The organism is Serratia sp. PL7, assembly GCF_945957435.1.
On the sequence record NZ_CAMFLB010000017.1, the window covers coordinates 1 to 23,836 of the forward strand.

General features: G+C 54.8%; 21 protein-coding genes. 2 read left to right on the forward strand and 19 right to left on the reverse strand.

Annotated elements, in window-relative coordinates; genetic code table 11:
• Positions 1–333 precede the first annotated feature (333 nt).
• The 3 genes from nlpE to N6G83_RS38355 are packed head-to-tail and all read right to left on the reverse strand — an operon-like array spanning position 334 to position 2,027.
• On the reverse strand, positions 334–1,020 hold the full coding sequence (nlpE, locus tag N6G83_RS38345) for an envelope stress response activation lipoprotein NlpE (protein WP_074031343.1): 687 nt from the start codon (positions 1,018–1,020) through the stop codon (positions 334–336).
• Positions 1,021–1,061: 41 nt separating this feature from the next.
• Positions 1,062–1,475, reverse strand: coding sequence for an alternative ribosome rescue aminoacyl-tRNA hydrolase ArfB (gene arfB, locus N6G83_RS38350; protein ID WP_024485567.1), 414 nt, complete (start codon positions 1,473–1,475; stop codon positions 1,062–1,064).
• 3 nt (positions 1,476–1,478) lie between these two features.
• Positions 1,479–2,027 carry a YaeQ family protein gene (locus N6G83_RS38355; RefSeq protein WP_065685544.1) on the reverse strand — a complete coding sequence of 183 codons (549 nt, stop codon included), beginning with the start codon at positions 2,025–2,027 and terminating at the stop codon, positions 1,479–1,481.
• Between the two features lie 214 nt (positions 2,028–2,241).
• Between N6G83_RS38355 and N6G83_RS38360 the strand changes: the two genes are divergently transcribed.
• Together N6G83_RS38360 and rof are read left to right on the forward strand one after the other, a co-directional pair.
• Entirely contained in the window at positions 2,242–2,442 is a 201-nt protein-coding gene (locus N6G83_RS38360; RefSeq protein ID WP_024529521.1) for a YaeP family protein, read from the forward strand.
• Positions 2,435–2,692 (forward strand): Rho-binding antiterminator, encoded by a 258-nt coding sequence (gene rof, locus N6G83_RS38365; RefSeq protein ID WP_223499701.1) that lies wholly within the window; start codon positions 2,435–2,437, stop codon positions 2,690–2,692. Before N6G83_RS38360 ends, rof begins: the two co-directional genes overlap by 8 nt.
• Positions 2,693–2,743: 51 nt before the next feature.
• On the opposite strand, the gene N6G83_RS38370 is transcribed toward rof, so the two are convergent.
• The 16 genes from N6G83_RS38370 to skp all read right to left on the reverse strand — a co-directional run bounded on the left by N6G83_RS38370 (position 2,744) and on the right by skp (position 23,728).
• On the reverse strand, positions 2,744–3,058 hold the full coding sequence (locus N6G83_RS38370; RefSeq protein WP_211134376.1) for a c-type cytochrome: 315 nt from the start codon (positions 3,056–3,058) through the stop codon (positions 2,744–2,746).
• A 10-nt stretch (positions 3,059–3,068) separates the two neighbouring features.
• Positions 3,069–4,394 (reverse strand): tRNA lysidine(34) synthetase TilS, encoded by a 1,326-nt coding sequence (gene tilS, locus N6G83_RS38375; protein ID WP_211134375.1) that lies wholly within the window; start codon positions 4,392–4,394, stop codon positions 3,069–3,071.
• Between the two features lie 56 nt (positions 4,395–4,450).
• Entirely contained in the window at positions 4,451–5,911 is a 1,461-nt protein-coding gene (gene dtpD / locus N6G83_RS38380) for a dipeptide permease DtpD (RefSeq protein ID WP_065684176.1), read from the reverse strand.
• Positions 5,912–5,970: 59 nt separating this feature from the next.
• Positions 5,971–8,109, reverse strand: coding sequence for a lysine decarboxylase CadA (gene cadA, locus N6G83_RS38385; protein ID WP_021806099.1), 2,139 nt, complete (start codon positions 8,107–8,109; stop codon positions 5,971–5,973).
• A 96-nt stretch (positions 8,110–8,205) separates the two neighbouring features.
• On the reverse strand, positions 8,206–9,552 hold the full coding sequence (cadB, locus tag N6G83_RS38390; protein WP_024485571.1) for a cadaverine/lysine antiporter: 1,347 nt from the start codon (positions 9,550–9,552) through the stop codon (positions 8,206–8,208).
• Positions 9,553–9,966: 414 nt separating this feature from the next.
• Positions 9,967–11,517, reverse strand: a complete 1,551-nt coding sequence (gene cadC, locus N6G83_RS38395; protein WP_211134374.1) for a lysine decarboxylation/transport transcriptional activator CadC — start codon at positions 11,515–11,517, stop codon at positions 9,967–9,969.
• A gap of 89 nt (positions 11,518–11,606) precedes the next feature.
• Positions 11,607–11,996 (reverse strand): VOC family protein, encoded by a 390-nt coding sequence (locus N6G83_RS38400; RefSeq protein WP_211134373.1) that lies wholly within the window; start codon positions 11,994–11,996, stop codon positions 11,607–11,609.
• A 177-nt stretch (positions 11,997–12,173) separates the two neighbouring features.
• Positions 12,174–14,312 carry a lysine decarboxylase LdcC gene (locus N6G83_RS38405; protein ID WP_211134372.1) on the reverse strand — a complete coding sequence of 713 codons (2,139 nt, stop codon included), beginning with the start codon at positions 14,310–14,312 and terminating at the stop codon, positions 12,174–12,176.
• A gap of 112 nt (positions 14,313–14,424) precedes the next feature.
• On the reverse strand, positions 14,425–15,384 hold the full coding sequence (gene accA / locus N6G83_RS38410) for an acetyl-CoA carboxylase carboxyl transferase subunit alpha (protein WP_021806103.1): 960 nt from the start codon (positions 15,382–15,384) through the stop codon (positions 14,425–14,427).
• A gap of 12 nt (positions 15,385–15,396) precedes the next feature.
• Complete coding sequence (gene dnaE, locus N6G83_RS38415; RefSeq protein WP_024529514.1) at positions 15,397–18,885, reverse strand: DNA polymerase III subunit alpha; 3,489 nt, start codon at positions 18,883–18,885, stop codon at positions 15,397–15,399.
• A 152-nt stretch (positions 18,886–19,037) separates the two neighbouring features.
• The gene (rnhB, locus tag N6G83_RS38420) at positions 19,038–19,646 is read right to left on the reverse strand and encodes a ribonuclease HII (RefSeq protein WP_024484324.1); all 609 of its coding nucleotides are present in this window, start codon (positions 19,644–19,646) and stop codon (positions 19,038–19,040) included.
• Positions 19,643–20,791: a lipid-A-disaccharide synthase gene (gene lpxB, locus N6G83_RS38425; RefSeq protein WP_024529512.1), complete on the reverse strand. Its 1,149-nt coding sequence runs from the start codon at positions 20,789–20,791 to the stop codon at positions 19,643–19,645. The genes rnhB and lpxB overlap by 4 nt, the downstream gene beginning before the upstream one ends.
• A 3-nt stretch (positions 20,792–20,794) precedes the next feature.
• Positions 20,795–21,583 carry an acyl-ACP--UDP-N-acetylglucosamine O-acyltransferase gene (gene lpxA / locus N6G83_RS38430; RefSeq protein ID WP_024529511.1) on the reverse strand — a complete coding sequence of 263 codons (789 nt, stop codon included), beginning with the start codon at positions 21,581–21,583 and terminating at the stop codon, positions 20,795–20,797.
• 3 nt (positions 21,584–21,586) lie between these two features.
• Positions 21,587–22,042, reverse strand: coding sequence for a 3-hydroxyacyl-ACP dehydratase FabZ (fabZ, locus tag N6G83_RS38435; protein ID WP_021179919.1), 456 nt, complete (start codon positions 22,040–22,042; stop codon positions 21,587–21,589).
• A 161-nt stretch (positions 22,043–22,203) separates the two neighbouring features.
• Positions 22,204–23,226, reverse strand: coding sequence for a UDP-3-O-(3-hydroxymyristoyl)glucosamine N-acyltransferase (gene lpxD / locus N6G83_RS38440; protein ID WP_024529510.1), 1,023 nt, complete (start codon positions 23,224–23,226; stop codon positions 22,204–22,206).
• Between the two features lie 4 nt (positions 23,227–23,230).
• Entirely contained in the window at positions 23,231–23,728 is a 498-nt protein-coding gene (gene skp / locus N6G83_RS38445; RefSeq protein WP_024529509.1) for a molecular chaperone Skp, read from the reverse strand.
• Positions 23,729–23,836: the final 108 nt, after the last annotated feature.

Genomic DNA, 23,836 nt, shown 5'->3' on the forward strand with positions numbered 1-23,836 from the left:
ACCGATCGAGTTCGCTGATTATTCTGCGTAATACCTTAACTTTTTGTTCCTACTCCCCACATTCCAAAGTCGCACGAACTAATCGAGAGGGAGAGGGAACCGATCGAGTTCGCTGATTATTCTGCGTAATACCTTATTTTTTGGTTCCTACTTCCTACATTCCAAAGTCGCACGAACTAATCGAGAGGGAGTGGGAACCGCTCGAGTTCGCTGATTATTCTGCGTAATACCTTAACTTTTTGTTCCTACTCCCTACATTCCGAAGCCGCACGAACTCATCAAGAACTCCGGGCAGCTCCCTCTCCCTGTGGGAGAGGGTTAGGGTGAGGGGAATCAGTTAGCACAGCTCTTGCTGCTGTCGAAAGTGATCTTGCCACCGGGTTCCGGGATCAGCGCTTTTTGCATCTGCCCTTCTTCCATGGAAGGCTGCACGCTGAAATGCCCGTTCAACATCAGGAATACCGGTTCGCCCGGCGCCCGCTGAGCCTTCAAATAGCCCTGCTCGAGCGCGATATTATTCGCTACCGGGAAGGTTTTGCCAGTGGCACAATCCTTAAATACCGCCGCGTCGGCCATATAGGTATACAACCCGGTCAACGGCATCGGCGTTTTCGGCAAGGCTTTGGTCACCGGCGACAGTACATAATTAAGCTGGGAGACAATCGGTGCTCCACTGCGGTCCAGCATTCTCAATTGCTTGCCTTCCGGGTGGAAATAACGTTTTTCACCGTTGCTTTCGGTCAGCACCAGCTTATCTGCCGTACGCGCCCATGTGCCGTAACTGGCAAAGGTTTGATCGCCATCTTTAGCGCCACGATAGGTTTCCTGCAACACAAAGGTGCCGTCCTCATCGAGGAACAGCGATGTGTCCAGCCCGGAGCAGTCCGCACAAGGCAATAAGCCCTGATAGCTCTGCTGCATCGGCTGAAGCGCTTGTTCTTTTGGCTGGTATTGATTGTTACATCCCAGCAATGAAAGGGCTCCTGCCGCTAAAAACAGGGCGATAGTTATTTGCTTCAAGTTATTCTCCTGTTGTCATCCATTGATATCCACGGCGTAGGCTAAGGCTGAACCTTGCCGCGCAGTGCCTTGGTGGCACCTTTGCGCACCTTGCCTTCAAGACGGCGTAATTTGGCCCCTTTACTGGGTTTGGTTGCCCTACGCGTCTTTTCGACCACCATCGCCTGCTGGATCAGCGCCACCAGCCGGGCCAGTGCCGCTTCACGATTCATTTCCTGGCTGCGATATTCCTGCGCTTTGATAATCACCACCCCATCACCGGTCACTAAATGATGGTTAAGCGCCAACAGCCGTTCTTTATAGTACTCTGGCAGGCTGGATGCCCGGATGTCAAAGCGCAAATGGATCGCCGTTGAGGTTTTATTCACATGCTGACCACCCGCACCCTGCGCGCGGATCGCCGTTAATTCTATTTCGTTGTCCGGTATGGCTACGTTTCTTGACAGTTCCAGCACCGGTTATTCCTGCGCCTGCTGCCATTCGGCAAATTGAATTTCCAGACTATTCTGAAGGTCTGACAGCCAGATGGTCCCTTCCTGCAGCGTGGCCTGTAGCGTCATATTGCGGCTGGCTAACGCGGTCAAGCGGGACAGTTGTTCATCATCGAGAAAACGAATACTCAGGTTCTTGTGGTTGGCGACTTTGCTCTGCATAGACTGCCACCAGACATGCCCGGCACGATCACCATAGGCGTAAAGCACCACCCTAGGTGACTGATTGCAGGCCTTTTTGATGCGCTTCTCATCCGGCAGCCCCAGCTCTATCCACATTTCCAGCCCGTTATGGTCGTTGCGCCGCCAGATTTCCGGCTCGTCTTCCGCACTCAGTCCCTTGGTAAACACCAGGCGCTCATCGGCATGGCAGATCCAGGCCAGCAGGCGCAGCATCATGCGCTGTTCGGTTTCTGAAGGATGCTGGGCCAGGGTGAGTGTGGTATCACAGTAAAAGTGACGATCCATATCAGCGATATTGAGCGTGGCTTTATAAATTGTTGCTTTCAGCGCCATGGGTAACCTCATTATTAACAGGCCACATTGTACTTGATCAGGGCAGCCCGCAGCCAGCACGGGGAGCATCAGGAGTGGACTAATGCCCAAAAAGAGGAACTAATAACTCCCTAACACCTGTGCTATAGTCCTTTAGATAGGATTTAACCCCGAGTGTCTGTGCCTTATTGCAGCCTGCGTGGCAATAATGCAGAGATCCTAAAGGGAGGCCATTGTGCAACAATACTGTGAGTTAGTACGACGTTTTTACGCTCAGATCGGCAGTGGAGATCTAGGCTACGTGCCGGATGCACTAGCATGTGTGTTAAAGGCATTGGACGAGGTTGCCGCGAATAGCGAGCTGCCGTCCTCCGTTAGGGAACAGGCGGCATTTGCCGCCGCTAACTTATTGGTGAGCGACCATGTTGATGAATGATGAGTACCAATCCATCAATTGCGATGACTATGAAAGCCTGGAACTCGCCTGTCAGCATAACTACATTCTGAAGCTAGAGTTACGCGACGGAGAGAAGTTCGAAGGCATTGCCACCGAGTTGAAATTTACCAAGGGCGTTGAGTACCTGATTGTCGATCAGGCCGGAAGTGCTCTCAGCTTGCGTCTGGATCACATCCTCAGTTTCAGTCATCCGGAAATCGGTACCGTGGTTGTCAGCCTGTCAGACTGACTTTGCGGTAACGCCATCTCCACAGGGCAGCCCACGGGCTGCCCTCGTCATTTAAGGCTTCAGGCTGGCGTAATAGGCTGCCAGGTCGGCAATATCCTCATCCGACAGACCCGAGACATAGGCCTTCATCACTTCCGCCTGCCCGCCAGAGCGGTCCCCTTTCTTGTAAGCCTGCAAAGAGTGCTCCAGGTACATTTGATTCTGCCCGGCCAGGTTCGGGTACATAGGTACCGAAACCTTGCCTTCCGCGCCGTGGCAGGCCATGCAACTGGCCGATTTATTCTTCCCTGCCGCCGCATCGCCCGCCGCCATCGCGGAAAAACTCAGTACGCTGGCCATCACTACCATTACGCTCACCAATTTCATTGCCCACTCCTCACAGCAGATTGTTATTATTTTTTTTCCAGCCAAGCCGCCAGGCCGGTTGCCCCGCAGACGCTTGCCCTTCCTCAGTAATAAATACGCCCACGGCAGCGATTAACTGCTCATCATAATAGAGCAACGGGATACGTTCACGCTGCCACGGTGGAATAGCCAACTCTTGCCACAGTTTTTTGATCGGACGTGAACCGGCACGGCCAACAATCCGCGCCCTGCCCTTGGCGGTAAAGCGCACGCTGACCGACTCATGCTCTAAAGGGGCGCGTACCAGGCATTTACCTTCGCCCACGTACAGAGTACCCAGTCCGTCTGGTAATTCCAGTGGAGCCTCATTAGGCCAGGTCAATCGTGTGCCGCTCAGATCAGCCATCAGCGGTAGCAGGTACAAGCGCTGGCGAAAACGGCGGATCTGGTAGTTCCCGAGTTGCAGCTGCGGTTCGGCATCTTCCCGGCTTAATGCCACTTCCTGCCATAGCCGATGCAAGCTATCTCGCGCAGGCATGGTGACACCAAACAGCCCAATCCAGCGCCGTAGCAAAGCATAGCGCCTGGCAGCAGAGCTGGTAGCCAATTCGGCGATAGCGAGCGAGTTTTCGCCATCCAGCAGTTGGGTTAATTGCTCGGCCAGCAGCTCATCAAGCAGTTGCTCCTGCTCGGCACATAATTCAGCGCTGCGTGCGGTGGCGGCAGCAAAATGCGGCCAACGTTGATTCACTATCGGCAAAACGTTCAGACGCAAGAAGTTGCGATCGAAGCGGGGATCCTGATTGCTGTCATCCTCGATCCACTGCAGTTTATGCTGGTGTGCGTAGGCTTCTAACTGCTGGCGCGATATTCCCAACAACGGGCGCAATAAGGGATTGTTACCCAAACGGGTTTGTGCGGCCATGGCAGACAGTCCCGCAGGGCCGCTGCCCCGTTTTAAGGCCAGCAAGAAGGTTTCACATTGATCGTCAAGATGCTGCGCCGTCAGCAAAGTCTCGTCTACGGCCAACGTTTCTGCGAAAGCAGCATAGCGGGCCGAACGGGCCGCTGCCTCAATACCTCCAGGCCGTCCCTCAAGCAGTACACGTTGCACTACCAGCGGAACCTGCCAAAGTTCACATTGCTGCTGGCAGTGTGCCACCCAATTATCGGCAAAACGGCTCAGGCCATGGTGCACATGCACCGCGCGCAGGGCAATGTCCGGTTGCTGCTGGCGCAACAGCACCAGCAGGTGCAGCAGTACGCTGGAATCCAGACCGCCGCTGAACGCCAGCAGCAGTTGGCGCTCAGCCCCTAGATGGTCGGCAATCTGTGTCAGGAGGTGGTGGGTCTTCATCAATTGAGCTTAGTGACATCTACATAACTGCACGTTAACCAGCCCACCGCCATCAATCAAGCATTAACCGCGCTATCATTGCGCCGGGTCATTCCCCACCACAGCACCAGAGCCGCCAGCACCAAGGCCGCACAGCCTGCGGCTCCCCAGCCAATCTGGGTAAAAACCTTGCCGTAAGCTTCAATCATCGCATTACCCAGTTGGCTTTCAGTGGTCTGGTTGGCAATCAGGCCCGCGAGGTAATTAGCCACCGAGCCCGTCGCCAGCATATAAATACCGGTCAGCACGCCGGTGACACCAGGAATATCCAAGCGGGTGATTTGGGCCATCGCCACCGGATCGATAAACAGTTCGGCAAATCCCATCACCGCCAGCCCGGCTACCATCATCCCCATCGATGCCTGACCATGCAATTGCCCCCAGCGCGCATTTAATGCCATCAGCATAAAGCCCACGGCAATCAGCAGCAGGCCAAAGGCAAACTTGCACCAGATGCGCACGGTCTGAGCGTTTCCCTGGCTGCTACGCATCAGCCAGGCCAGCAGCACGCCGCCGAGCATCACAGCAAAGGCGTTTATCGACTGGAACAGCGCCGTAGGCACCGACCAAGAGAACCATTGCCGGTCAACAAAGTGATCGATAAACAGGCTGATCGAACTGCCGCCCTGTTGGGCAAAGGCCCAAAACAGCGTCCCCAGCAGCATCAAGATGATGATTTGCCATAATGCTCGCCGTTGCTCACCACTCACCCGCCAGAGGATACGCATGACGATCACCACCGCAGCGGCGCACACCACGCCAAGCAGATACCCGGCCCAGTTGTGAATGAACAACAGCGCGAAAAACAGCGGAGCACACAGTACCCCAGCCACCAGCCAGAACCAATGCGGCAAACATAGCGTAGTGGACTGTATCAGCGGGATATTCACCCCGCGCGTATGCCGAAAGTGCTTGTTCCCCGACAGGAAAATCATCAGCCCGGCAAACATCCCTATCCCCGCCAACGCAAAGCCGACGTGCCAGCCATAGCGTTCAGCAGCCAACCCACAGGCGATCGGAGCCAGGATCGAGCCAACGTTCCCCGCGGCATACAGCAGAGAAAACCCGCCTTCCCGCCGTGGATCCTGCGCCTGGTACAGCTCTCCCAGCAGACAACTGATATTGGATTTAAACAGGCCATAGCCGCAGATGATGATGCCCAGCGCCAGATAAAGGGAGTTGGCCGACACCGCCCCCAGCCCCAATACGATATGGCCCAAGGTCATCAAGGCCGCCCCGGCAATCACCGAGACGCGGTTGCCCAACAGGCGATCGGCCAGCAGGCCGCCCAGAATGGGGGTGACATAAACCAAAGAGGCATAAGCGCTGAAAAGGGTGATGGCGTGGCTATCGGAGTAGCCTAGCTGGTGGGTCAGGTAGAGGATCAGTAACGCGCGCATGCCGTAAAAACTAAAATACTCCCAGATTTGTATCGCAACGACGTAGTAGATAGCGCGCGGCTGTGAGGGTGTTTTCATGGTGTACTCCCATCAGGATAACAAAGGGGAAAGCGTCTGTGCTTTCCCCTGTGATGCCATTATTCCGCTTTCAACACTTTCACCGTGTAGCGACCATCCGGCTGGCGGTAAGCCCCGTGAATATCGGTCTCAAAGCCCGGATAATGCGCGCCGATTTCACACAGCATTTGCAGGAACTCGAGCACCGGGCGGCTTTCTTCGGTCAGCATTTCACCCGGCATCACCAACGGCACGCCTGGAGGATAAGGCAGGATCATATTGGCATTGACCTTGCCGACCATATCCTCCAGATAGACTTCCTCCACTTCGCCGTGCAGCTCTTTCTGGAAGGCGTGGTAAGGGTTCATCACCATGGTTGGCAGCACTTCAAACGCACGGTACATCAGGTCCGGCAGGTTGTGATGCTCGACCAGGCGATGGATGTTCTGCGCCAGATCCTGGATGCGCATGTTTTCATAGAACTCAGGCGCTTCCTGATACAGCGATGGCAGCATGTTTTTCACTCGCAGGTTCAAATCGAACGAGCGTTTGAAATCGGTCATCGCACGCAGCAGGCTCAACGCTTTGGTTTTATCGATACCAATGCTGAACAGGAACAGCAGGTTGTACGGGCCGGTTTTCTCCACGATGATGCCGCGTTCATCCAGGTACTTGGCTACCAGGCTGGCTGGGATACCGAACGGCTGCATCTCACCTTCTTTGCTCATCCCTGGGGTGAGGATGGTCACTTTGATCGGGTCGAGATACATGTGTTCGTTATCGATGTTTTTGAAGCCGTGCCAGGCGCTGTCGGAACGCAGCGGCCAGCATTCTGGCTCATCGATATGCTCCGGCTGCCAGACGTCAAAGAACCAGCCTTCGGACTCCACTTTCAGCCGTTTGATCTCCTTACGGAACTTGATGGCACGCTCGATGGAACCGTTAATCATGCGCTTACCGGCGTTGCCCTTCATCATCGCAGCGGCGGTTTCGGTGGACGCCACGATGCCATAATGCGGCGAGGTGGTGGTGTGCATCATATAGGCTTCGTTAAAGGTCTCTTCGTTGATGTCACCCTTAACGTGGATCATCGAAGCCTGCGAGAACGCCGCCAGCAGTTTGTGGGTCGACTGGGTTTCATAGATCACCTTGCCTTCAACCCGGCCGCCGCTCATGCCGCATTTGCCTTTATAGATCGGATGGAAGTTGGTGTAAGGCACCCAGGCAGAATCGAAGTGGATCGATTTAACATCCAGAGTCTGTTTGATGAAATCGGTGTTGTACAGCAAGCCATCGTAGGTGGAGTTGGTGATCACCGCGTGCGCTGGCCAACTGGCGTTCGGCGTTTCTTTCACCCGTTTGGCGATGGTGGCACGGCTGAATTCACTCTGCGGGATGCCACCGAGAATACCGTAGGCATTACGGGTTGGCCGGAAGTAAATCGGCGTGATGTCACTCATCATCATCAGATGGGTCAATGATTTGTGGCAGTTACGGTCGATCAGCACGGTGCTGCCGGCCGGAGCGGCATACATGCCGACAATCTTGTTGGCGGTGGAGGTGCCGTTGGTCACCATGTAGCTGCGTTCGGCATTGAACACGCGGGAAATGTACTCTTCAGCCTCTTTGTGCGGGCCGGAGTGATCCAACAGCGAACCCAGTTCGGAAACCGAAATGGAGATGTCAGACTTCATGGTATTCGGGCCGAAGAAGTCATAAAACAGGCTGCCTACCGGGCTTTTCTGGAAGGCAGTGCCGCCCATATGGCCTGGAGTACAGAAAGTATATTTGCCTTCACGCACGTATTTGAACAGCGCCTTGGTCAGCGGCGGCAGGATGGCATCGATATACTCGTCGGTGTTCTGTTTGATCTTGGCGGCGATATCTTTTGCCGCGCCCAGCGCATATTCGAAGAAACGCACCTGCATACGCAGATCGTTGAGGCTGACATCGAGCGTCGAATAAGTGTTGGCGAAGGCATACAGCGGCATGTATTCATTGAGCTGGCTGATCTCTTCGCACAGCTCAAGGTTGTATTTGTCCCAGTCGAAAATCACGCCGCACAGGCGGGCATTGTTTTCGATCAGCTTTAATAAATCTTCGCGGTCATTAGGGTAGACGATGCGGAAGTCCAGGCTTTCCAGCGCCTGATGCAGTTCGCGGATCGGCTCTTCTTTGAAGTAGACACCCATGTGATTCATGATGGCAATAACGTTCATAATCATTTCTCCAGGCAAAGCGGGCCCCTTCCCGTCGCGGCTGACAGGTCGGAAAGAAAGGGGCTGGGTAAATTCAGTGGGTCAGAGCACGCAATCTCAGTGCGCTTTGGCCGTGGCGCTGTCGTTGACCGCAGCGGCTGCTTTGGCAACCTGGCGGGTATTCATTTTGCGGGCATAGAACATCAGGATGATCAGGCTGACGATAAAGGTGCCGGACAGTTCGAAGGAGTTGGCGCCCATCAGGGCGATAAAGCAGAACCCACAGCCCAGTACCGACGCCACCAGGCTCAGCAGGTTACGCACGTTGACACCTTCAAAGCGGATCAGGTCAACGCAGGAGTAGAAGTAAGGCAGCATGGTCAGCAGCACCGCAATCCCGGTCAGTTCGCCGAACAGGTCGGAAGCTTTGCCGCCGCTGGAGTTCATCACGGTGATCAACACCATCAGCGCGGTCATTTTGCAGCTTGCCAACAGCAGGCCCTTCTTCGGAATGCCGTTTTTATCCAGTTCGCCATACACTTTCGGGAAGTTGCCGTCGTTGGCTGCACGCACCCCGGCCTGACCTACCAGCATCATCCAGGAACCCAACGAGGTCAGGCAGGCAAAGGCGGTGAAAGCGGATACCATCGGAGCTGCCCAGTTGCCCATAATGGCGGAGGCGCTGATGGCGAAGGGAGCACCACTGGCAGCCATTTGCGCTGCAGGGAACATCCCGCTCATCACCTGAGTGGCGGCAATATAGATAATCCCTGCCAGGCCAGTACCGAGCATGGTCGCCAGTGGTACGGTGCGTTTGGGATTTTTCACCATCCCGGTGCTGACGGCGGCGGATTCAACGCCGATAAACGCCCACAGGCAGAGCAGGATACTTTTCACCACTGCATGGCTGTCGGTGGTACCGGAGGTATTCCAGTTGGCTTGATAGGTTGCAACATCAAACCAGTGCCAACCGGCCACGGCGGTGATCACTATCGGGATCAAGACCAGTACCAGACCCAGCGTGGTCAAGCGGCTGACCCAGGTACCCCCCAGCAGATTGACAAAGGTGAATATCCAGACGATGGCGATACAGGCAATCCCGGCCGGAACTGGATTATTCAACGCGGGGAAGAAAGTCGAAAGATAAGAAACGGCGGTAATACCGATTGCCAGGTTACCGATCCAGTTGGCATGGTAGTAAAGCACGCCAGTCTGGAAACCAAACGCCGGGGAGATTTCCCCCGCATAGGCAATTGGCCCGCCTTGCTGTGGGTTTTTAGTCGCCAGGCGGGCGTAAACATAAGCCAATGACATCGCGCCGACGATAGAAATCACCCATCCCCAGATGGCGATAGACCCCAGACTTGCCAGGTTTGCCGGTAATAAGGCAATCCCGCTCCCCATCATATTACCGGCGACGACGCCGGTGCAGGCAATAAGCCCTATTTTCTTGGATGAAGCCATGGTCAGTTTCTCCTGATTATCGATGCTGATAAGTGCTGAGCATTAAGAAGCGAGATTAATGAACAGACTTGATAATCAGGATGCTAACGATAGGCCAAAATAAAGTCCTAAAGATAAGGTGAAATTACGCTCATGATCCTACAAATGACAACTTGAGGTTTATGGTGAAAATATCAAGGTGGCAGCATGAGCTAAAGAAAAGGTAAACATTGTTTATAAACAACAGGATACTGGCACGAAGTGGCGGTAGTCAAGAGGGAAGCCGATGGGAGTCATGCAGAACACCGACGCGCCGTAAATCCATTTCTGGGGGCTCGAATCGCGCATCCTTGCGCTCAACGGTCGTAACCGTATGGCTCCCACCTGCCTTGGCTTATAGTGTCGCTGTATTTGTGCCAACGGTTGGCAATGGAGTTATTTTTGTGTGTCGTAGTTGTCTAAATAAGGAACAACTGCGGTGACTGAGGTCTGGAATACACCATTACGGATCCAATGCAGCGTATTTTCACCGGGGCGAAGGTTGAAGGCAGTAATATAAGAATCCGCAGCCTGATGGTTATGGCCCTGCATTTCGTAGACTTTGCCTAGTAATACATAGTTCAACCATGACATCTGTAGATCGATAGCTTTATTAATGGCGCGGTAAGCCTCATCCGTTTTCCCTTGGGAAAGCGCATCGACGGTCACTATCTGCTGCAAGATGGGGGAATCAGCCAATATCGGCAACGCCTCCAGGCGGGTAATTTCCGTTCGTAGCTGTGCCAGCTCGGCCTCATCAAGAGGTTGGTAGGAATTACGCAGCAAATCCACCAGCGCTTTTTCGGCAACGGCATACTCAAAATCCGGCGAGGCTTTGATTATCGCCGCCAATTGGCTGCTGGCGCGGGTCAGTGAGTCCGCATCTCCCTGTACCAGCAATTGATGTGCCTGATAGAAACGCTGCAGCGCCGGGCCATTTTGCGGCAGCAGCAGCGCCAAACGCTGTGCCAGTTGCTGCGGCCAAGGCTGTTTTAACGCCGCCGACAGGCTGGTAAGGAAATCCTGCTGAATTTTTAGCTGATTATCAGTGGTAATAAAGTAGCGCTTATCCAGCATGATCGAGCTGTCGGCATTATCCACCAGCCGCACCGACAGGAAGCATTGCTGGGCACGGTAATGGCGTTGATTGACGAACTCGATATACAGCGACTTGCCGGAGCTGCTCGGCCCGGCAAAGTTGTAGTTGGTCTGATCGTGCACCAGGAACGTGGAATAGGTATTCAGTGCGTCGGTGACCAGTTCACTCACGCCAACCACATAAGAGAGCTGTGGCGTCCAGTTGCTGCAGCTGTTACCACCCTGGATACGAATATCGATATCACGTGGGTTGAGCAACACCGGCATGGTGGACACAGGTATGCGCTGAGACAGGGTCGCAATACCGACAAAGGCGACGCAGGCAGACAGCGCCGCCAGGAAAGTCAGCCAGACCCAAAAGGGTGAGCGTTGATAAAAACGACCTGCCGCAGTGGGTAACAGGGTCTTTGGCTTGGTAGCCGGACGCGGCGGGACATAGGCGGGAGCCTCTTCCTCGCTGCCATCTTCTGGCTCATGCATCACCACGGCCACCTGGGGTACCAACGGCGGCGCGTCTTCCCCTTCCTCACACCACATGACCGGTGCCGTCAGTTTATAACCGCGTTTAGGGACGGTGATGATGTATTCGGGGCTGTCTGGATCGCCGTCTTTCAGATATTTGCGCAGTTCCGAAATACACTGGGTCACCACATGGTTGGTGACGATATTGCGCTTCCAGATGTTATCAATCAGCTCGTCGCGGCTGAGCACCACGTCCGGGTGCTGAGCGAAGTACTGCAACATATCGATCAGGCGCGGTTCCAGCGTCCGTTGACGCCCATCACGGCTTATGCGGTTGTCGGCCGGGGTGATCAGCCACTCCCCGACGCGGAAAACAGGCTCTTGCATGGCGGAAATAACTCTGTGGACACTGAGGGCAAGGGCGCGATGATAGCATAACGGCCCATAACTTGGGCCGTTCTCAGCAGATTAAGCATTCATAGTTCATATAATTCGAGCGGTAATCCGTCAGGATCGCTGAAAAAGGTAAAGCGGGATTGGGTATAGGGATCGACCCGAACCGGCTCGCAAACGACTCCAGCGGCCTGTAAATGCGCAATCGATGCCTGGATATCCTCTACGCTGAATGCCAGGTGACGCAGGCCACAAGCTTCCGGGCGGCTCGGCCTGGCTGGGGGAGATGGGAAGGAAAACAGTTCAATGACGTATTGACCGTTCAGCGCCAGATCGGCTTTCCAAGAGTCACGTTCTTCACGGTAATATTCCGCTAGCAAGGTGAACCCCAAGATATCGCAGTAAAAGTGCTTACTGGCGGCGTAATCAGAACCAATCACCGCTATATGGTGAACCTGTCGTAATGCCAACATGGATGAACTCCGTAAGTTAATTTGTGACCCCTCACCCCAACCCTCTCCCTGTACAGAGCCGTAGTCAGGTATGGGAGTCGATCTGTAGCACGTTTTATTTCCCCTCCAACCCGGATACAAAAGTCAGGATGTGGCACGATCGGTCCCCACTCCCTGTAGGAGAGAGGACATTCTTATCTAATCGGTTTTCAGCACCTTCACCAGATAGCGCCCATCCTCGGTCAGTTTAGCGCCGTGGATGTCGGTTTCAAAACCTGGATAGTGTTCGCCGATCGAACACAGCATCAGCAGGAAATCGAGCACCGCGCGGCTCTCTTCGGTGATCATCTCCCCCGGCATCACGACCGGCACGCCCGGCGGATAGGGCAGGATCATGTTCGCCGCCACCTTGCCGACCAACTGGTCAATCTCGCAGGTTTCTACATTGCCGCGCACCTGCTGCTGGAACATCTCATAAGGCGTCAGCTTCATCTCCGGCAGTACGTCAAACGCACGCAACATCAGGCCCGGTAAATCGTGCTGGCGGATCAGTTGGTGGATCCCGGCAGCCAGATCCTGAATGCGCATATGGCGGTAGAAGTCCGGATCTTCAGCATACAGATCCGGCAGCATGTTCTTCACCCGCAGGTTAAGATCGTAAGCACGTTTGAAATCCGTCAGGCTGCGCAGCAGGCTCATCGCCTTGGTCTTGTCGATGCCAATGCTAAACAGGAACAACAAATTGTACGGCCCGGTTTTCTCCACCACGATCCCACGTTCATCCAGGTATTTCGCTACCAGCGCGGCAGGGATCCCGCTTTCCTCCAGCTCACCCAGTTCGTTCATCCCCGGCGTCAAAATGGTGACCTTGATCGGATCCAGATACATATGATCGCTGTCGGTCTGGCCAAAGCCATGCCAGTTGTCGTCTGGGTTCAACGGCCAGCACTGTGCCTCGTCAATCTCTTCCGGCTGCCAGATATCGAAGAACCAGGTGTCACTCTCGGCACGCAGGCGTTGCACTTCACGGCGAAAATGCAGGGCTCGCTCCACGGAGCGGTTAATCATGCGCCGCCCCGGATTGCCACGTAGCATCGCCGCAGCGGTTTCCATTGAAGCCACAATGCCATAATGCGGCGAAGTGGTGGTGTGCATCATGTAAGCTTCGTTAAAGGTGTTCTCATCATAATCCCCTTTAATGTGGATCATCGAAGCCTGAGAGAACGCCGCCAGCAGCTTGTGGGTTGATTGAGTTTCATAGATCACCTTGCCCGGGATGCGATCGCCACTCATGCCGCTTTTGCCGTCATAAATCGGGTGGAAATTGGTGTAAGGCACCCAGGCCGAATCGAAGTGGATCGACGCCACGTCCAGCGTTTGCTTGATATAATCGGTGTTATACAACAGGCCATCATAGGTAGAGTTGGTAATCACCGCATGTACCGGCCAACTGGCGTTGACAGTGCTTGCCACCCGCTCGGCAATGCTGTCGCGGGTAAATTCGCGCTGGGGAATGCCGCCTAAAATACCGTACGCATTTCGCAACGGGCGCAGATAAATCGGCACGATGTCACACATCATCAGCAGGTGACACAGCGACTTATGGCAGTTACGGTCAATAAGCACCGTGCTACCGGCAGGTGCCGAATACATGCCGACAATCTTGTTGGCGGTCGAAGTGCCGTTGGTCACCAGATAGCTCTGTTCCGCGTTGAACGTGCGGGCAATATACTCTTCCGCCTCCAGATGCGGGCCGGTGTGGTCCAGCAGCGAGCCGAGCTCCGTCACCGAGATGGAAATATCCGCCTTCAGGGTGTTGGCACCAAAGAAATCGTAGAACAGGCAGCCCACCGGGCTTTTCTGGAACGCGGTGCCTGCCATATGGCCCGGCGTACAGAAGGTATATTTCCCCTCCTTGACATAGGTGAACAGCGCCTTGGTCAGCGGTGGGGTGATGGTGTCCATATACTCATCGGTATACTGGCGAATGCGCTGGGCGATATCGTCGGCAGCGTTCAGACCATACTCGAAGAAATAGAGCACCATACGCATTTCGTGCAGGTGGACATCGAAGGTGGAGTGAGTGTTGATAAACGCATACAGCGGCAGGTATTCATTCAGCTCGTTGATTTCGCTGCACAGCTCCAGGCTGTATTCGTCCCAGTCGAACACCACCCCGCAGATACGCGCATTGTGTTCGATCAGCTTGAGCAGATCGCCGCTGTTCTTCGGGAACACCAGTTGGAAGCCCATTGAGGCCAGCGCCACGTGCAGCTCCCGGATAGGCTCGTCTTTGTAATAAACGCCCATCGGGCTCATGATCGCAATGATATTCATCGCAGCTATCCTTTAGTTAACTACCAATAGCTTATAACAACATAAAAAGCCGAGGCTGTCTTACGCGCATAAAAAAACCGCCCGGAGGCGGTTAGTCATCAGGCGTACAAACTCAGCAATAGCCGTAGTTCATCAGCCGTTGATAGCGACGGTTGAGCAACTCTTCGTTGTTCAGGCCATCCAGATCCGCCAGGTCCGCCAACAGTTGGGCTTTCAACGAAGCCGCCATTGCCGGTACGTCGCGGTGAGCAGAGCCCAAAGGCTCTGGGATCACAGAATCGATCAGCTTCAGCTCTTTCAGGCGCGGTGCAGTGATGCCCATTGCTTCTGCGGCAATCGGTGCCTTATCGGCACTTTTCCACAGGATCGAGGCGCAGCCTTCCGGCGAGATCACCGAATAGGTGCTGTACTGCAGCATATTCACTTTATCGCCAACGCCAATCGCCAATGCCCCGCCGGAGCCGCCTTCGCCGATCACGGTGCAGATCACCGGGATATTCAGGCGAGACATTTCACGCAGGTTGCGGGCGATCGCCTCAGATTGGCCACGCTCTTCCGCGCCCACGCCAGGATAAGCACCTGGGGTGTCGATGAAGGTGATCAGCGGCATCTTGAAGCGGGAGGCCATTTCCATCAGGCGCAGCGCTTTGCGATAGCCTTCCGGTGCCGGCATACCGAAGTTGCGGCGGATTTTCTCTTTGGTTTCACGCCCTTTCTGATGACCAATGATCATCACCGGGCGGCCATCGAGGCGCGCAATACCACCGACAATGGCTTTGTCATCGGCATAGGCGCGATCGCCTGCCAGCTCTTCAAAGTCGGTAAAGATGTGTTTGATATAATCCAGGGTATAAGGACGGCGCGGGTGGCGTGCCAATTGGGCAATCTGCCAGGCCCCAAGATCGGAAAAAATCTTGCGCGTCAGCTCAACGCTCTTCTCACGCAGGCGCTGAACCTCTTCGTCCAGATTAATATCTAATTTTTCGTCTTGACGGCTGACTGCGGTCAGCGAGTCAATTTTCGCTTCCAGCTCTGCAATCGGCTGTTCAAAATCAAGAAAATTCAGACTCATAGCATTCCTATTTTAGTCAAATTCCAGTTCCACCTGCTCATTACCTACCAAGGTCCGCAAATCTATCAACAAGCGGTCGGTCGGCGTCACGCGCCAAGTTGCACCAAAGCGCAATCTTGCCCGTGCATCTTCCCGTTGATAGTAGAGATGCACTGGAATCGTCCCCGAGCGATGGGGTTCCAAAGACTGACGGAGACGGTTCAAAAGCTGGTCATCAATTTGCCTGTCCGTCAGCGAGATAGCAAGCCCGCGAGCGTATTTTTCACGTGCTTCACTGATGTCCATTAATTCACGAGCGGTCATTTTAAGCCCGCCGTTAAAGTCATCAAAGCTGACCTGTCCAGTCGCGATCAGGATACGGTCTTTTTCCAACAAATGCTGGTATTTTTCCAAGGCATCGGTGAATAACATGATGTCCAGACGGCCAGAGCGGTCATCCAGCGTACAAATACCGATGCGGTTACCGCGTTTGGTCATCATGATCTTGGAAGCAATCACCAACCCGACGGCGGTAGTCATCTTGCCGCGATCCGTCGGGTGCATATCTTTCAGACGCTGGCCACCGGCATAGCGTTCGATTTCTTTGAGGTACTGGGTGATCGGGTGGCCAGTAAGATACAGCCCCAGCGTTTCCCGTTCACCATCCAGCACCACCTGTTCCTGCCAAGGGGGAACGTTAGCGTAGGATTGTTCCACCTGCTCCGGCGCTTCCGCCAACACGCCAAACATATCCGCCTGGCCGATGGCTTCGGCTTTGGCGTGCTGATCGGCCGCTTTGAGCGCATCCCCCAGGGAGTTCATCAACGCGGCACGGTGTGGCCCCAGACGATCGAACGCCCCAGACATGATCAGCTTTTCCAGAATACGTCGGTTGAGCTTTTTAATATCGGAGCGGGCGCACAGGTCGAACAGATCTTTGAAATACCCCTGCTCGCCGGAATTACGCGCTTCGATAATCGCTTCGATCGGCCCTTCCCCTACACCTTTGATGGCGCCGATGCCATAGACGATCTCACCCTCGTCATTAACGTGGAAGTGATACTGCCCGCTGTTGATGTCCGGCGGCAGAATTTTCAGGCCCATGCGCCAGCACTCATCCACCAGCCCCACCACCTTATCGGTGTTATCCATATCGGCGGTCATGACCGCAGCCATAAACTCGGCCGGATAGTGGGCCTTCAGCCACAGCGTCTGGTAAGACACCAACGCATAGGCAGCGGAGTGCGATTTGTTAAAGCCGTAACCCGCGAACTTCTCTACCAGATCGAAGATTTTTACCGACAGTTCGCCGTCAATGCCGCGCGATTTCGCACCATCTTCAAAACCGCCACGCTGCTTGGCCATCTCGACCGGGTTCTTTTTACCCATGGCGCGACGCAGCATGTCCGCGCCGCCCAGCGTATAGCCAGCCAGCACCTGAGCGATCTGCATCACCTGTTCCTGATACAGGATGATGCCATAGGTTGGCTCCAGCACCGGCTTCAGCGATTCATGCTGCCACTGGATATCAGGATAGGAGATCTCTTCACGCCCGTGCTTACGGTCGATAAAGTTATCTACCATGCCGGACTGTAACGGGCCGGGACGGAACAGCGCCACCAGTGCGATCATGTCTTCGAAGCAGTCGGGCTTCAGACGTTTGATCAAATCCTTCATGCCGCGCGATTCAAGCTGGAATACCGCAGTGGTTTCCGAGCGTTGCAGCATGTCGAAGCTTTTCTTGTCATCGAGCGGAATGGCCGCGATATCTATCGGTTCCAACCCGGTCTTGGCACGACGGGCATTAATCATCTCCAACGCCCAGTCGATGATGGTCAGAGTACGCAGACCGAGGAAGTCGAACTTGACCAGCCCGGCGTATTCCACGTCGTTCTTGTCAAACTGGGTGACCGGGTGGTTACCTTCGGCATCGCAATAGAGCGGGGCAAAGTCGGTGATCTTGGTTGGCGCAATCACCACGCCCCCGGCGTGTTTACCGGCGTTACGCGTCACACCCTCCAGCTTGCGTGCCATGTCGATCAGCGCTTTGACCTCTTCGTCTGCCTCATAGATTTCCGGCAGTTGCGGCTCTGCAGCAAAGGCTTTTTCCAGCGTCATGCCCGGATCGGGCGGCACCAGCTTGGAGATACGGTCAACGAAGCCATAAGGGTGGCCCAGCACGCGCCCCACGTCGCGGATCACCGCTTTCGCCGCCATGGTACCGAAGGTGATGATCTGCGATACCGCCTCTCGGCCATACATGTCCGCCACGTGTTCGATGACCAGGTCGCGTTTTTCCATGCAGAAGTCGACGTCGAAGTCGGGCATCGAGACACGTTCCGGGTTCAGGAAGCGTTCGAACAGCAGGTCAAATTCCAGCGGGTCGAGATCGGTGATTTTCAGCGCATAGGCCACCAGCGAACCGGCACCAGAGCCACGGCCCGGGCCTACCGGCACGTCGTTATCTTTCGACCACTGGATGAACTCCATTACGATCAGGAAGTAACCCGGGAATCCCATCTGGTTGATCACTTTCAGTTCCAGATCCAGACGCTCATCGTATTCAGGACGGCGCTCGGCACGAACTTCCGGATCCGGGAACAGGAACTCCAGGCGTTCTTCCAACCCCTCTTTGGACTTGAGCACCAGGAAATCTTCGGTGGTCATATCGCCGGTGGGGAACTGTGGCAGGAAATATTCGCCCAGACGGATGGTGACGTTACAGCGCTTGGCAATTTCCACGCTGTTTAGCAACGCTTCCGGGATGTCGGCAAACAGCTCGCACATCTCCTCTTCGCTGCGCATGTACTGTTGCGGGCTGTAGTTTTTCGGGCGTTTGGGATCGTCGAGCGTAAAGCCATCATGGATCGCTACGCGGATCTCATGGGCGTCAAAGTCATCTTCCACCAGGAAACGGACATCGTTGGTGGCGACTACCGGCAACCCACGTTCGGTCGCCAGGGCTACGGCGGCGTGCAGATAGTTCTCTTCATCCCCACGGCCGGTGCGGATCAGTTCGAGATAATAGCTGTCCGGGAAATGCTGCTGGTAAAACTCCAGGCATTGATCGACCAGGGCCTGGTTGCCACGCAGCAGAAACTTGCCGACGTCGCCCATGCGTGCACCGGAAAGCAGGATCAACCCGCTGCGATGTTCTATCAGCCAGTCGCGATCGATCACCGGGCCTGCCGGGCCATAACCGCGCTGATACGCCCTGGAGATTAATAGTGTGAGGTTTTGATAGCCAACGTTATCGGCTGCCAGCACGGTAAGCTGTGCCAGCTCATCGCCCAGCTCTTCGCTTTGTACATGGAAATCCGCACCGATGATCGGCTTGATCCCGGCACCGTGCGCACTGCCATAAAACTTCACCAGACCACACATATTGGTGAAGTCGGTGACGGCCAAGGCTGGCATGGCTAACGCGGCAGCTCTTTTCACCAACGGGCCAATCTTGGCTAATCCATCAATCATGGAGTAGTCACTGTGCACGCGCAGATGAATAAAACGAGGTTCGGCCATATCCAGATACCAACGTGTTGGGGTTCAGCAAACTGAACCAGGGTTACATTAGGGTGTGGGGAAGATCACCGTAGCCATTTCCCCTCACCCCGACCCTCTCCCAAAAGAAGAGGGGGCGTAATATTAAGCATCGTGTGAACTATGCGGCTTGGTTACTTAGCTGACGAGCCAGACTCCAGCGCCCGTCTTACCGGGGCAAAACTGCGGCGATGATGCTCGGTAGCCCCCAACACGGCCAGCTTTTCCAGATGGAACGCGGTGGGATAGCCCTTGTGTTGGGCAAAGCCGTAATCCGGGAAAATCGCATCCAGCTCGGTCATTTCGCGATCGCGGGTCACCTTCGCCAGAATTGATGCGGCACTGATTTCCGCCACCCGGCTATCCCCTTTCACCACCGCTAACGAGCGCATCGGCAATTTGGGGCAACGGTTGCCGTCAATCAACACCATGTCCGGGGCGATATGCAAACCCGCTACCGCGCGCTGCATCGCCAGCATGGTGGCATGCAGGATATTCAGTTGGTCGATTTCGACCGGCTCAGCCCGCCCCAGGCTCCAGGACAGCGCCTTTTCCACGATCTCGTCGTATAACGCCAGACGGCGCTTCTCGCTGAGCTTTTTGGAATCCGCCAGGCCAACAATCGGCCGTGCCGGATCGAGGATCACCGCAGCGGTCACAACGGCACCCACCAAAGGCCCGCGCCCCACTTCATCCACACCGGCAAACAGCCGGGCGGCAGGGTAAACAAAGGGTTCCATCATGCTTTTGCCAGCTCCAACACAGCCTGAGCGGCCTGTTCATCGGCACCACAGCGAATACTCTGATGCAATTCAAGGAAGGTCTGTTTCAACAGCTCCGCCTGCGGGCTGTCTTCCAGCAACGGCAATAACGCCGCGGCCAGCTTATCCGGTACACAATCGTGTTGCAGCAGTTCGGTGACGATTTCACGCCCCGCCAGCAGGTTAGGCAATGAGACATACGGGGTTTTCACCAGCCGCTCCGCCAGCCAGAAGGTAAATGGCTTCATGCGGTAGCCCACCACCATCGGGCATTTTGCCAACATACACTCTAACGCCGCGGTGCCGGAAGCCAACAGAGCCGCATCGCTGGCCACCATCGCCTCACGGCCTTTGCCATCCAGCAGGTGAACCTTGAGCTCCGGTGCGACCTCTGCCTTGATACGCTCAAACTGCTCACGGCGCTTGGCGTTGACCAAAGGCACCACCACTTCCAGATCGGGATAATGCTCGCGTAGCAGTTGAGCGGTACGCAGGAAGTCGCCACTGAGCATTTCCACTTCGGCATTACGGCTGCCGGGTAGCAATGCCAAACAGCGAGCGGCCGGGTCAATGCCCAGCGTAGCGCGTGCGGCCAGCTTATCCGCCTGCAATGGCATCGCATCGGCCATGGTATGCCCGATAAAGCGGCAAGGGACGTTGAAACGATCGTAAAACGCTTTTTCGAAAGGGAGGAACGCCAACACCAGATCGGTCGCCTTACCAATTTTGAAAACGCGTTTCTGACGCCAGGCCCACACGGACGGGCTGACATAGTGAATAGTGCGGATACCGCGCTGTTTCAGGCGGCCTTCCAGCGTGAGGTTGAAGTCTGGCGCATCGATACCGACAAATACGTCAGGCTTCAGCTCACTGAACCGGCGGGTCAGATCCTTGCGGATCTTCAACAGGCGTGGCAGACGCTCAAGCACCTCTACCACGCCCATCACCGCCAGCTCTTCCATTTCGTACCAGGTTTCACACCCTTCGGCCTGCATCAGCGGGCCAGCAACACCGACAAAGCGGGCGCTTGGGTAGTGCGTCTTAAGCGCACGAATTAATCCGGCACCCAGAATATCACCGGAGGTTTCCCCGGCGACCAATCCGATAGTCAATGGACGATTTGGCATAACTCAGCGAATAATCCCACGGGTAGAACGCGCAAAGAAATCGAGGAACTGCTGCACCACTGGCTGCTGTTGCGCCAGGGTTTCGATCTCTGCTTTAGCCTCGTCGAAGGTCTTCTCGCTGCGATAGAGGATCTTGTAGGCATTGCGGATCGCCTGCATTTCATCCTTATCAAAACCACGGCGTTTCAGGCCAACGGCGTTCACGCCAAATGGCGTCGCGTGGTTACCCTGCGCGATGACAAAAGGCGGTACGTCCTGAGCGACACCGGAACAACCACCGACCATCACATGGGCACCAATCACACAGAATTGGTGGATCGCGGTCATGCCGCCAATGATGGCGAAATCGTCGATCTCCACGTGACCAGCCAGCGTGGCGTTGTTGGCCAACACGCAGGAATTGCCCACTACGCAGTCATGAGCAACGTGCACGTTGACCATCAGCAGGTTGTCATTACCGACTTTGGTCAGGCCCGTTCCCTGTGCAGTACCGCGATGAATGGTGACGCTCTCACGAATGCGGTTACGATCGCCGACTTCAACCCGAGTCGGTTCGCCAGCGTATTTCAGATCCTGATTCACTTCGCCGATAGAGGCAAACTGATAGATCTCGTTATCGCGGCCAATCTTGGTGATACCGTTCACCACCACATGCGATTTGAGGACCGTACCCGCGCCGATTTCCACCTGGGAGCCGACGTAGCAGAAGGGACCGATATGCGCACCAGCGCCGATGACGGCGCCTTCTTCAACGATCGCACTTGGATGGATAAAGGCGGTTTTATCAATCACGGATTATGCCTCCCGGCTGCGGGCACACATCATGGTTGCTTCGCAGACAATTTTTCCATCGACGGTCGCCACGCCTTTAAAGCGGGTCAAACCACGACGGGTTTTTTCGAAAGTGACTTCCATAATCATCTGGTCGCCAGGCACCACAGGGCGCTTGAAGCGAGCTTCGTCAATACCGGCGAAATAGTACAGCTCGCCCGGTTCCAGTTTACCCACGCTCTTGAATGCCAGGATACCCGTGGCCTGAGCCATAGCTTCCAAAATCAGCACGCCTGGAAAAATCGGTTTACCAGGGAAATGCCCCTGGAAAAACGGCTCATTAACGGATACGTTCTTCACTGCACGCAGATATTTATGCTCTTCGAAATCCAATACACGGTCAACCAGCAAGAATGGATAACGGTGAGGAAGCAGTTCCAGAATTTCTGCAATATCTAGAGTATGAGTGTCAGTAGTCAAAATACTCTTCCTGTCTCTAAAAACTGATGGCATCAACAACACGGCCTGCGTTGACCCCAAAAAGGAGATCATCAGGCAGGCCGCAAATTAACAACTCTTTGCGCTTTTGGCATCATTGCCAACGCGTTTCGTTTTATACCCAGCATCCCGGGCCGTGGTGATTAGTCTTTTCCGACTTTTCGTTCGACAGCTTTCAAGCGCTTGCTAATCTCATCGATATTCATCACCAACGCCGCGGTTTTACGCCAAACTTTGTTGGGTTGTAACGGAATGCCAGAGGAGTATACCCCAGGTTCGGTGATTGGTCGCATAACCATTCCCATCCCGGTGACAACTACCTGGTCAGCAATCTCCATGTGACCGTTGATCACACTGGCGCCGCCAATTTGGCAATAGCGCCCGATTTTCAGGCTACCCGCCATGATCACACCGCCCGCGACGGCGGTATTCTCGCCAATCACCACGTTGTGTGCAATCTGACACTGGTTATCTATGATAACACCATTCCCAATCTGGGTGTTATCCAACGCGCCGCGATCGATGGTGGTACAGGCACCAATCTCAACGCGATCGCCAATAATCACCGTGCCAAGCTGCGGGATCTTGATCCAGTTGCCACGCTCGTTGGCGTAGCCGAAACCGTCCGCACCAATCACCGTTCCCGATTGGATCAGGCAGTGCTGGCCGATTTCCACTTCATGATAAATCGTTACGTTGGCCCACAGACGCGTACCTGCGCCGATGCGTGCCTGCTTGCCGATAAAGCAACCCGGGCCGATGACCACGTTATCGCCCAGTTCAACACCGGATTCGATAACCGCATTCGCCCCAATAGCAACGTTCTGCCCCAGCTTGGCCTGCGGAGAGATCACCGCGCTTGGCGCGATATCTGCTGCGGGTGCTGGCGTGGTGTCCATCAATTGCGCCATACGCGCATAGGTCAGGTAAGGGTTTTTAACCACCAGCGCCGCGCTACGGCAGTGTGGTAGGTCTGCTTCGGTGAGTACCACGGCACTCGCCTGGCAGGAAGCCAGCTGCTCTTGGTAGCGGCTGTTTGACAAAAACGTGATTTGGCCAGGCTGTGCGGAATGCATAGAAGCAATGCCGGTGATGACGAGATCGCCATCACCGTGCAATTGTGCATCCAACTGCTGCGCTAAATCAGCCAGTCGAATTGAAGGCATGGCGTTATTTAACCTGTTTCAGCACGTCTGCAGTAATATCTTTTGAAGAACCTGCGTAAGCAACTGCGTTGGCGTCGATCACGACGTCATAGCCTTCTTTGCTGGCAACGGCTTTCACAGCATCCTGAATACGGCTCAGGATCTTGTTACGCTCTTCCATCTGGCGACGACGATTATCCTGCTCGAAAGCCTGCGCTTTCTGAGAGAACTGCTCACGCTGAGCCATCACGTCTTTTTCCATCTTGGTGCGATCGCTGGCTTTCATGGTAGAACCATCACGCTGCAACTTCTGCATTTTGGTTTGCAGATCGCGTTCCATGTTCTGGAGTTCGCTTGCACGGCCTTTGAATTCGCCTTCCAATTGCTTGGCTACGGTTTCACGAGCCGGCAGCTGTTGGAAAATGCTAGAAACGTTAACAACAGCAATCTTGTCAGCTGCCTGAACGCCTGCAGAAGCAGCCATTGCTAAACCGAGGCCTGCGGCACATAACCACTTTTTCACTATAAACTCCTTACCATCACCCATTTGTGTCACATGACACTTTTGAAAGTACACAATCTGCCAGACTTATCACATTACACAATGAGATTTCTCTCGCTATGAGCTGGT

Bases quoted from the DNA above. Each gene is read 5' to 3' on its own strand.
- cadB (WP_024485571.1), bottom strand. From the start codon at position 9,552: ATGGCTTCATCCAAGAAAATAGGGCTTATTGCCTGCACCGGCGTCGTC.
- rof (WP_223499701.1), top strand. From the start codon at position 2,435: ATGAATGATGAGTACCAATCCATCAATTGCGATGACTATGAAAGCCTG.
- N6G83_RS38400 (WP_211134373.1), bottom strand. From the start codon at position 11,996: ATGTTGGCATTACGACAGGTTCACCATATAGCGGTGATTGGTTCTGAT.
- cadC (WP_211134374.1), bottom strand. From the start codon at position 11,517: ATGCAAGAGCCTGTTTTCCGCGTCGGGGAGTGGCTGATCACCCCGGCC.
- rnhB (WP_024484324.1), bottom strand. From the start codon at position 19,646: ATGATGGAACCCTTTGTTTACCCTGCCGCCCGGCTGTTTGCCGGTGTG.
- N6G83_RS38405 (WP_211134372.1), bottom strand. From the start codon at position 14,312: ATGAATATCATTGCGATCATGAGCCCGATGGGCGTTTATTACAAAGAC.
- accA (WP_021806103.1), bottom strand. From the start codon at position 15,384: ATGAGTCTGAATTTTCTTGATTTTGAACAGCCGATTGCAGAGCTGGAA.
- lpxB (WP_024529512.1), bottom strand. From the start codon at position 20,791: ATGCCAAATCGTCCATTGACTATCGGATTGGTCGCCGGGGAAACCTCC.
- N6G83_RS38370 (WP_211134376.1), bottom strand. From the start codon at position 3,058: ATGAAATTGGTGAGCGTAATGGTAGTGATGGCCAGCGTACTGAGTTTT.
- cadA (WP_021806099.1), bottom strand. From the start codon at position 8,109: ATGAACGTTATTGCCATCATGAATCACATGGGTGTCTACTTCAAAGAA.
- lpxD (WP_024529510.1), bottom strand. From the start codon at position 23,226: ATGCCTTCAATTCGACTGGCTGATTTAGCGCAGCAGTTGGATGCACAA.
- N6G83_RS38355 (WP_065685544.1), bottom strand. From the start codon at position 2,027: ATGGCGCTGAAAGCAACAATTTATAAAGCCACGCTCAATATCGCTGAT.
- dnaE (WP_024529514.1), bottom strand. From the start codon at position 18,885: ATGGCCGAACCTCGTTTTATTCATCTGCGCGTGCACAGTGACTACTCC.
- dtpD (WP_065684176.1), bottom strand. From the start codon at position 5,911: ATGAAAACACCCTCACAGCCGCGCGCTATCTACTACGTCGTTGCGATA.
- tilS (WP_211134375.1), bottom strand. From the start codon at position 4,394: ATGAAGACCCACCACCTCCTGACACAGATTGCCGACCATCTAGGGGCT.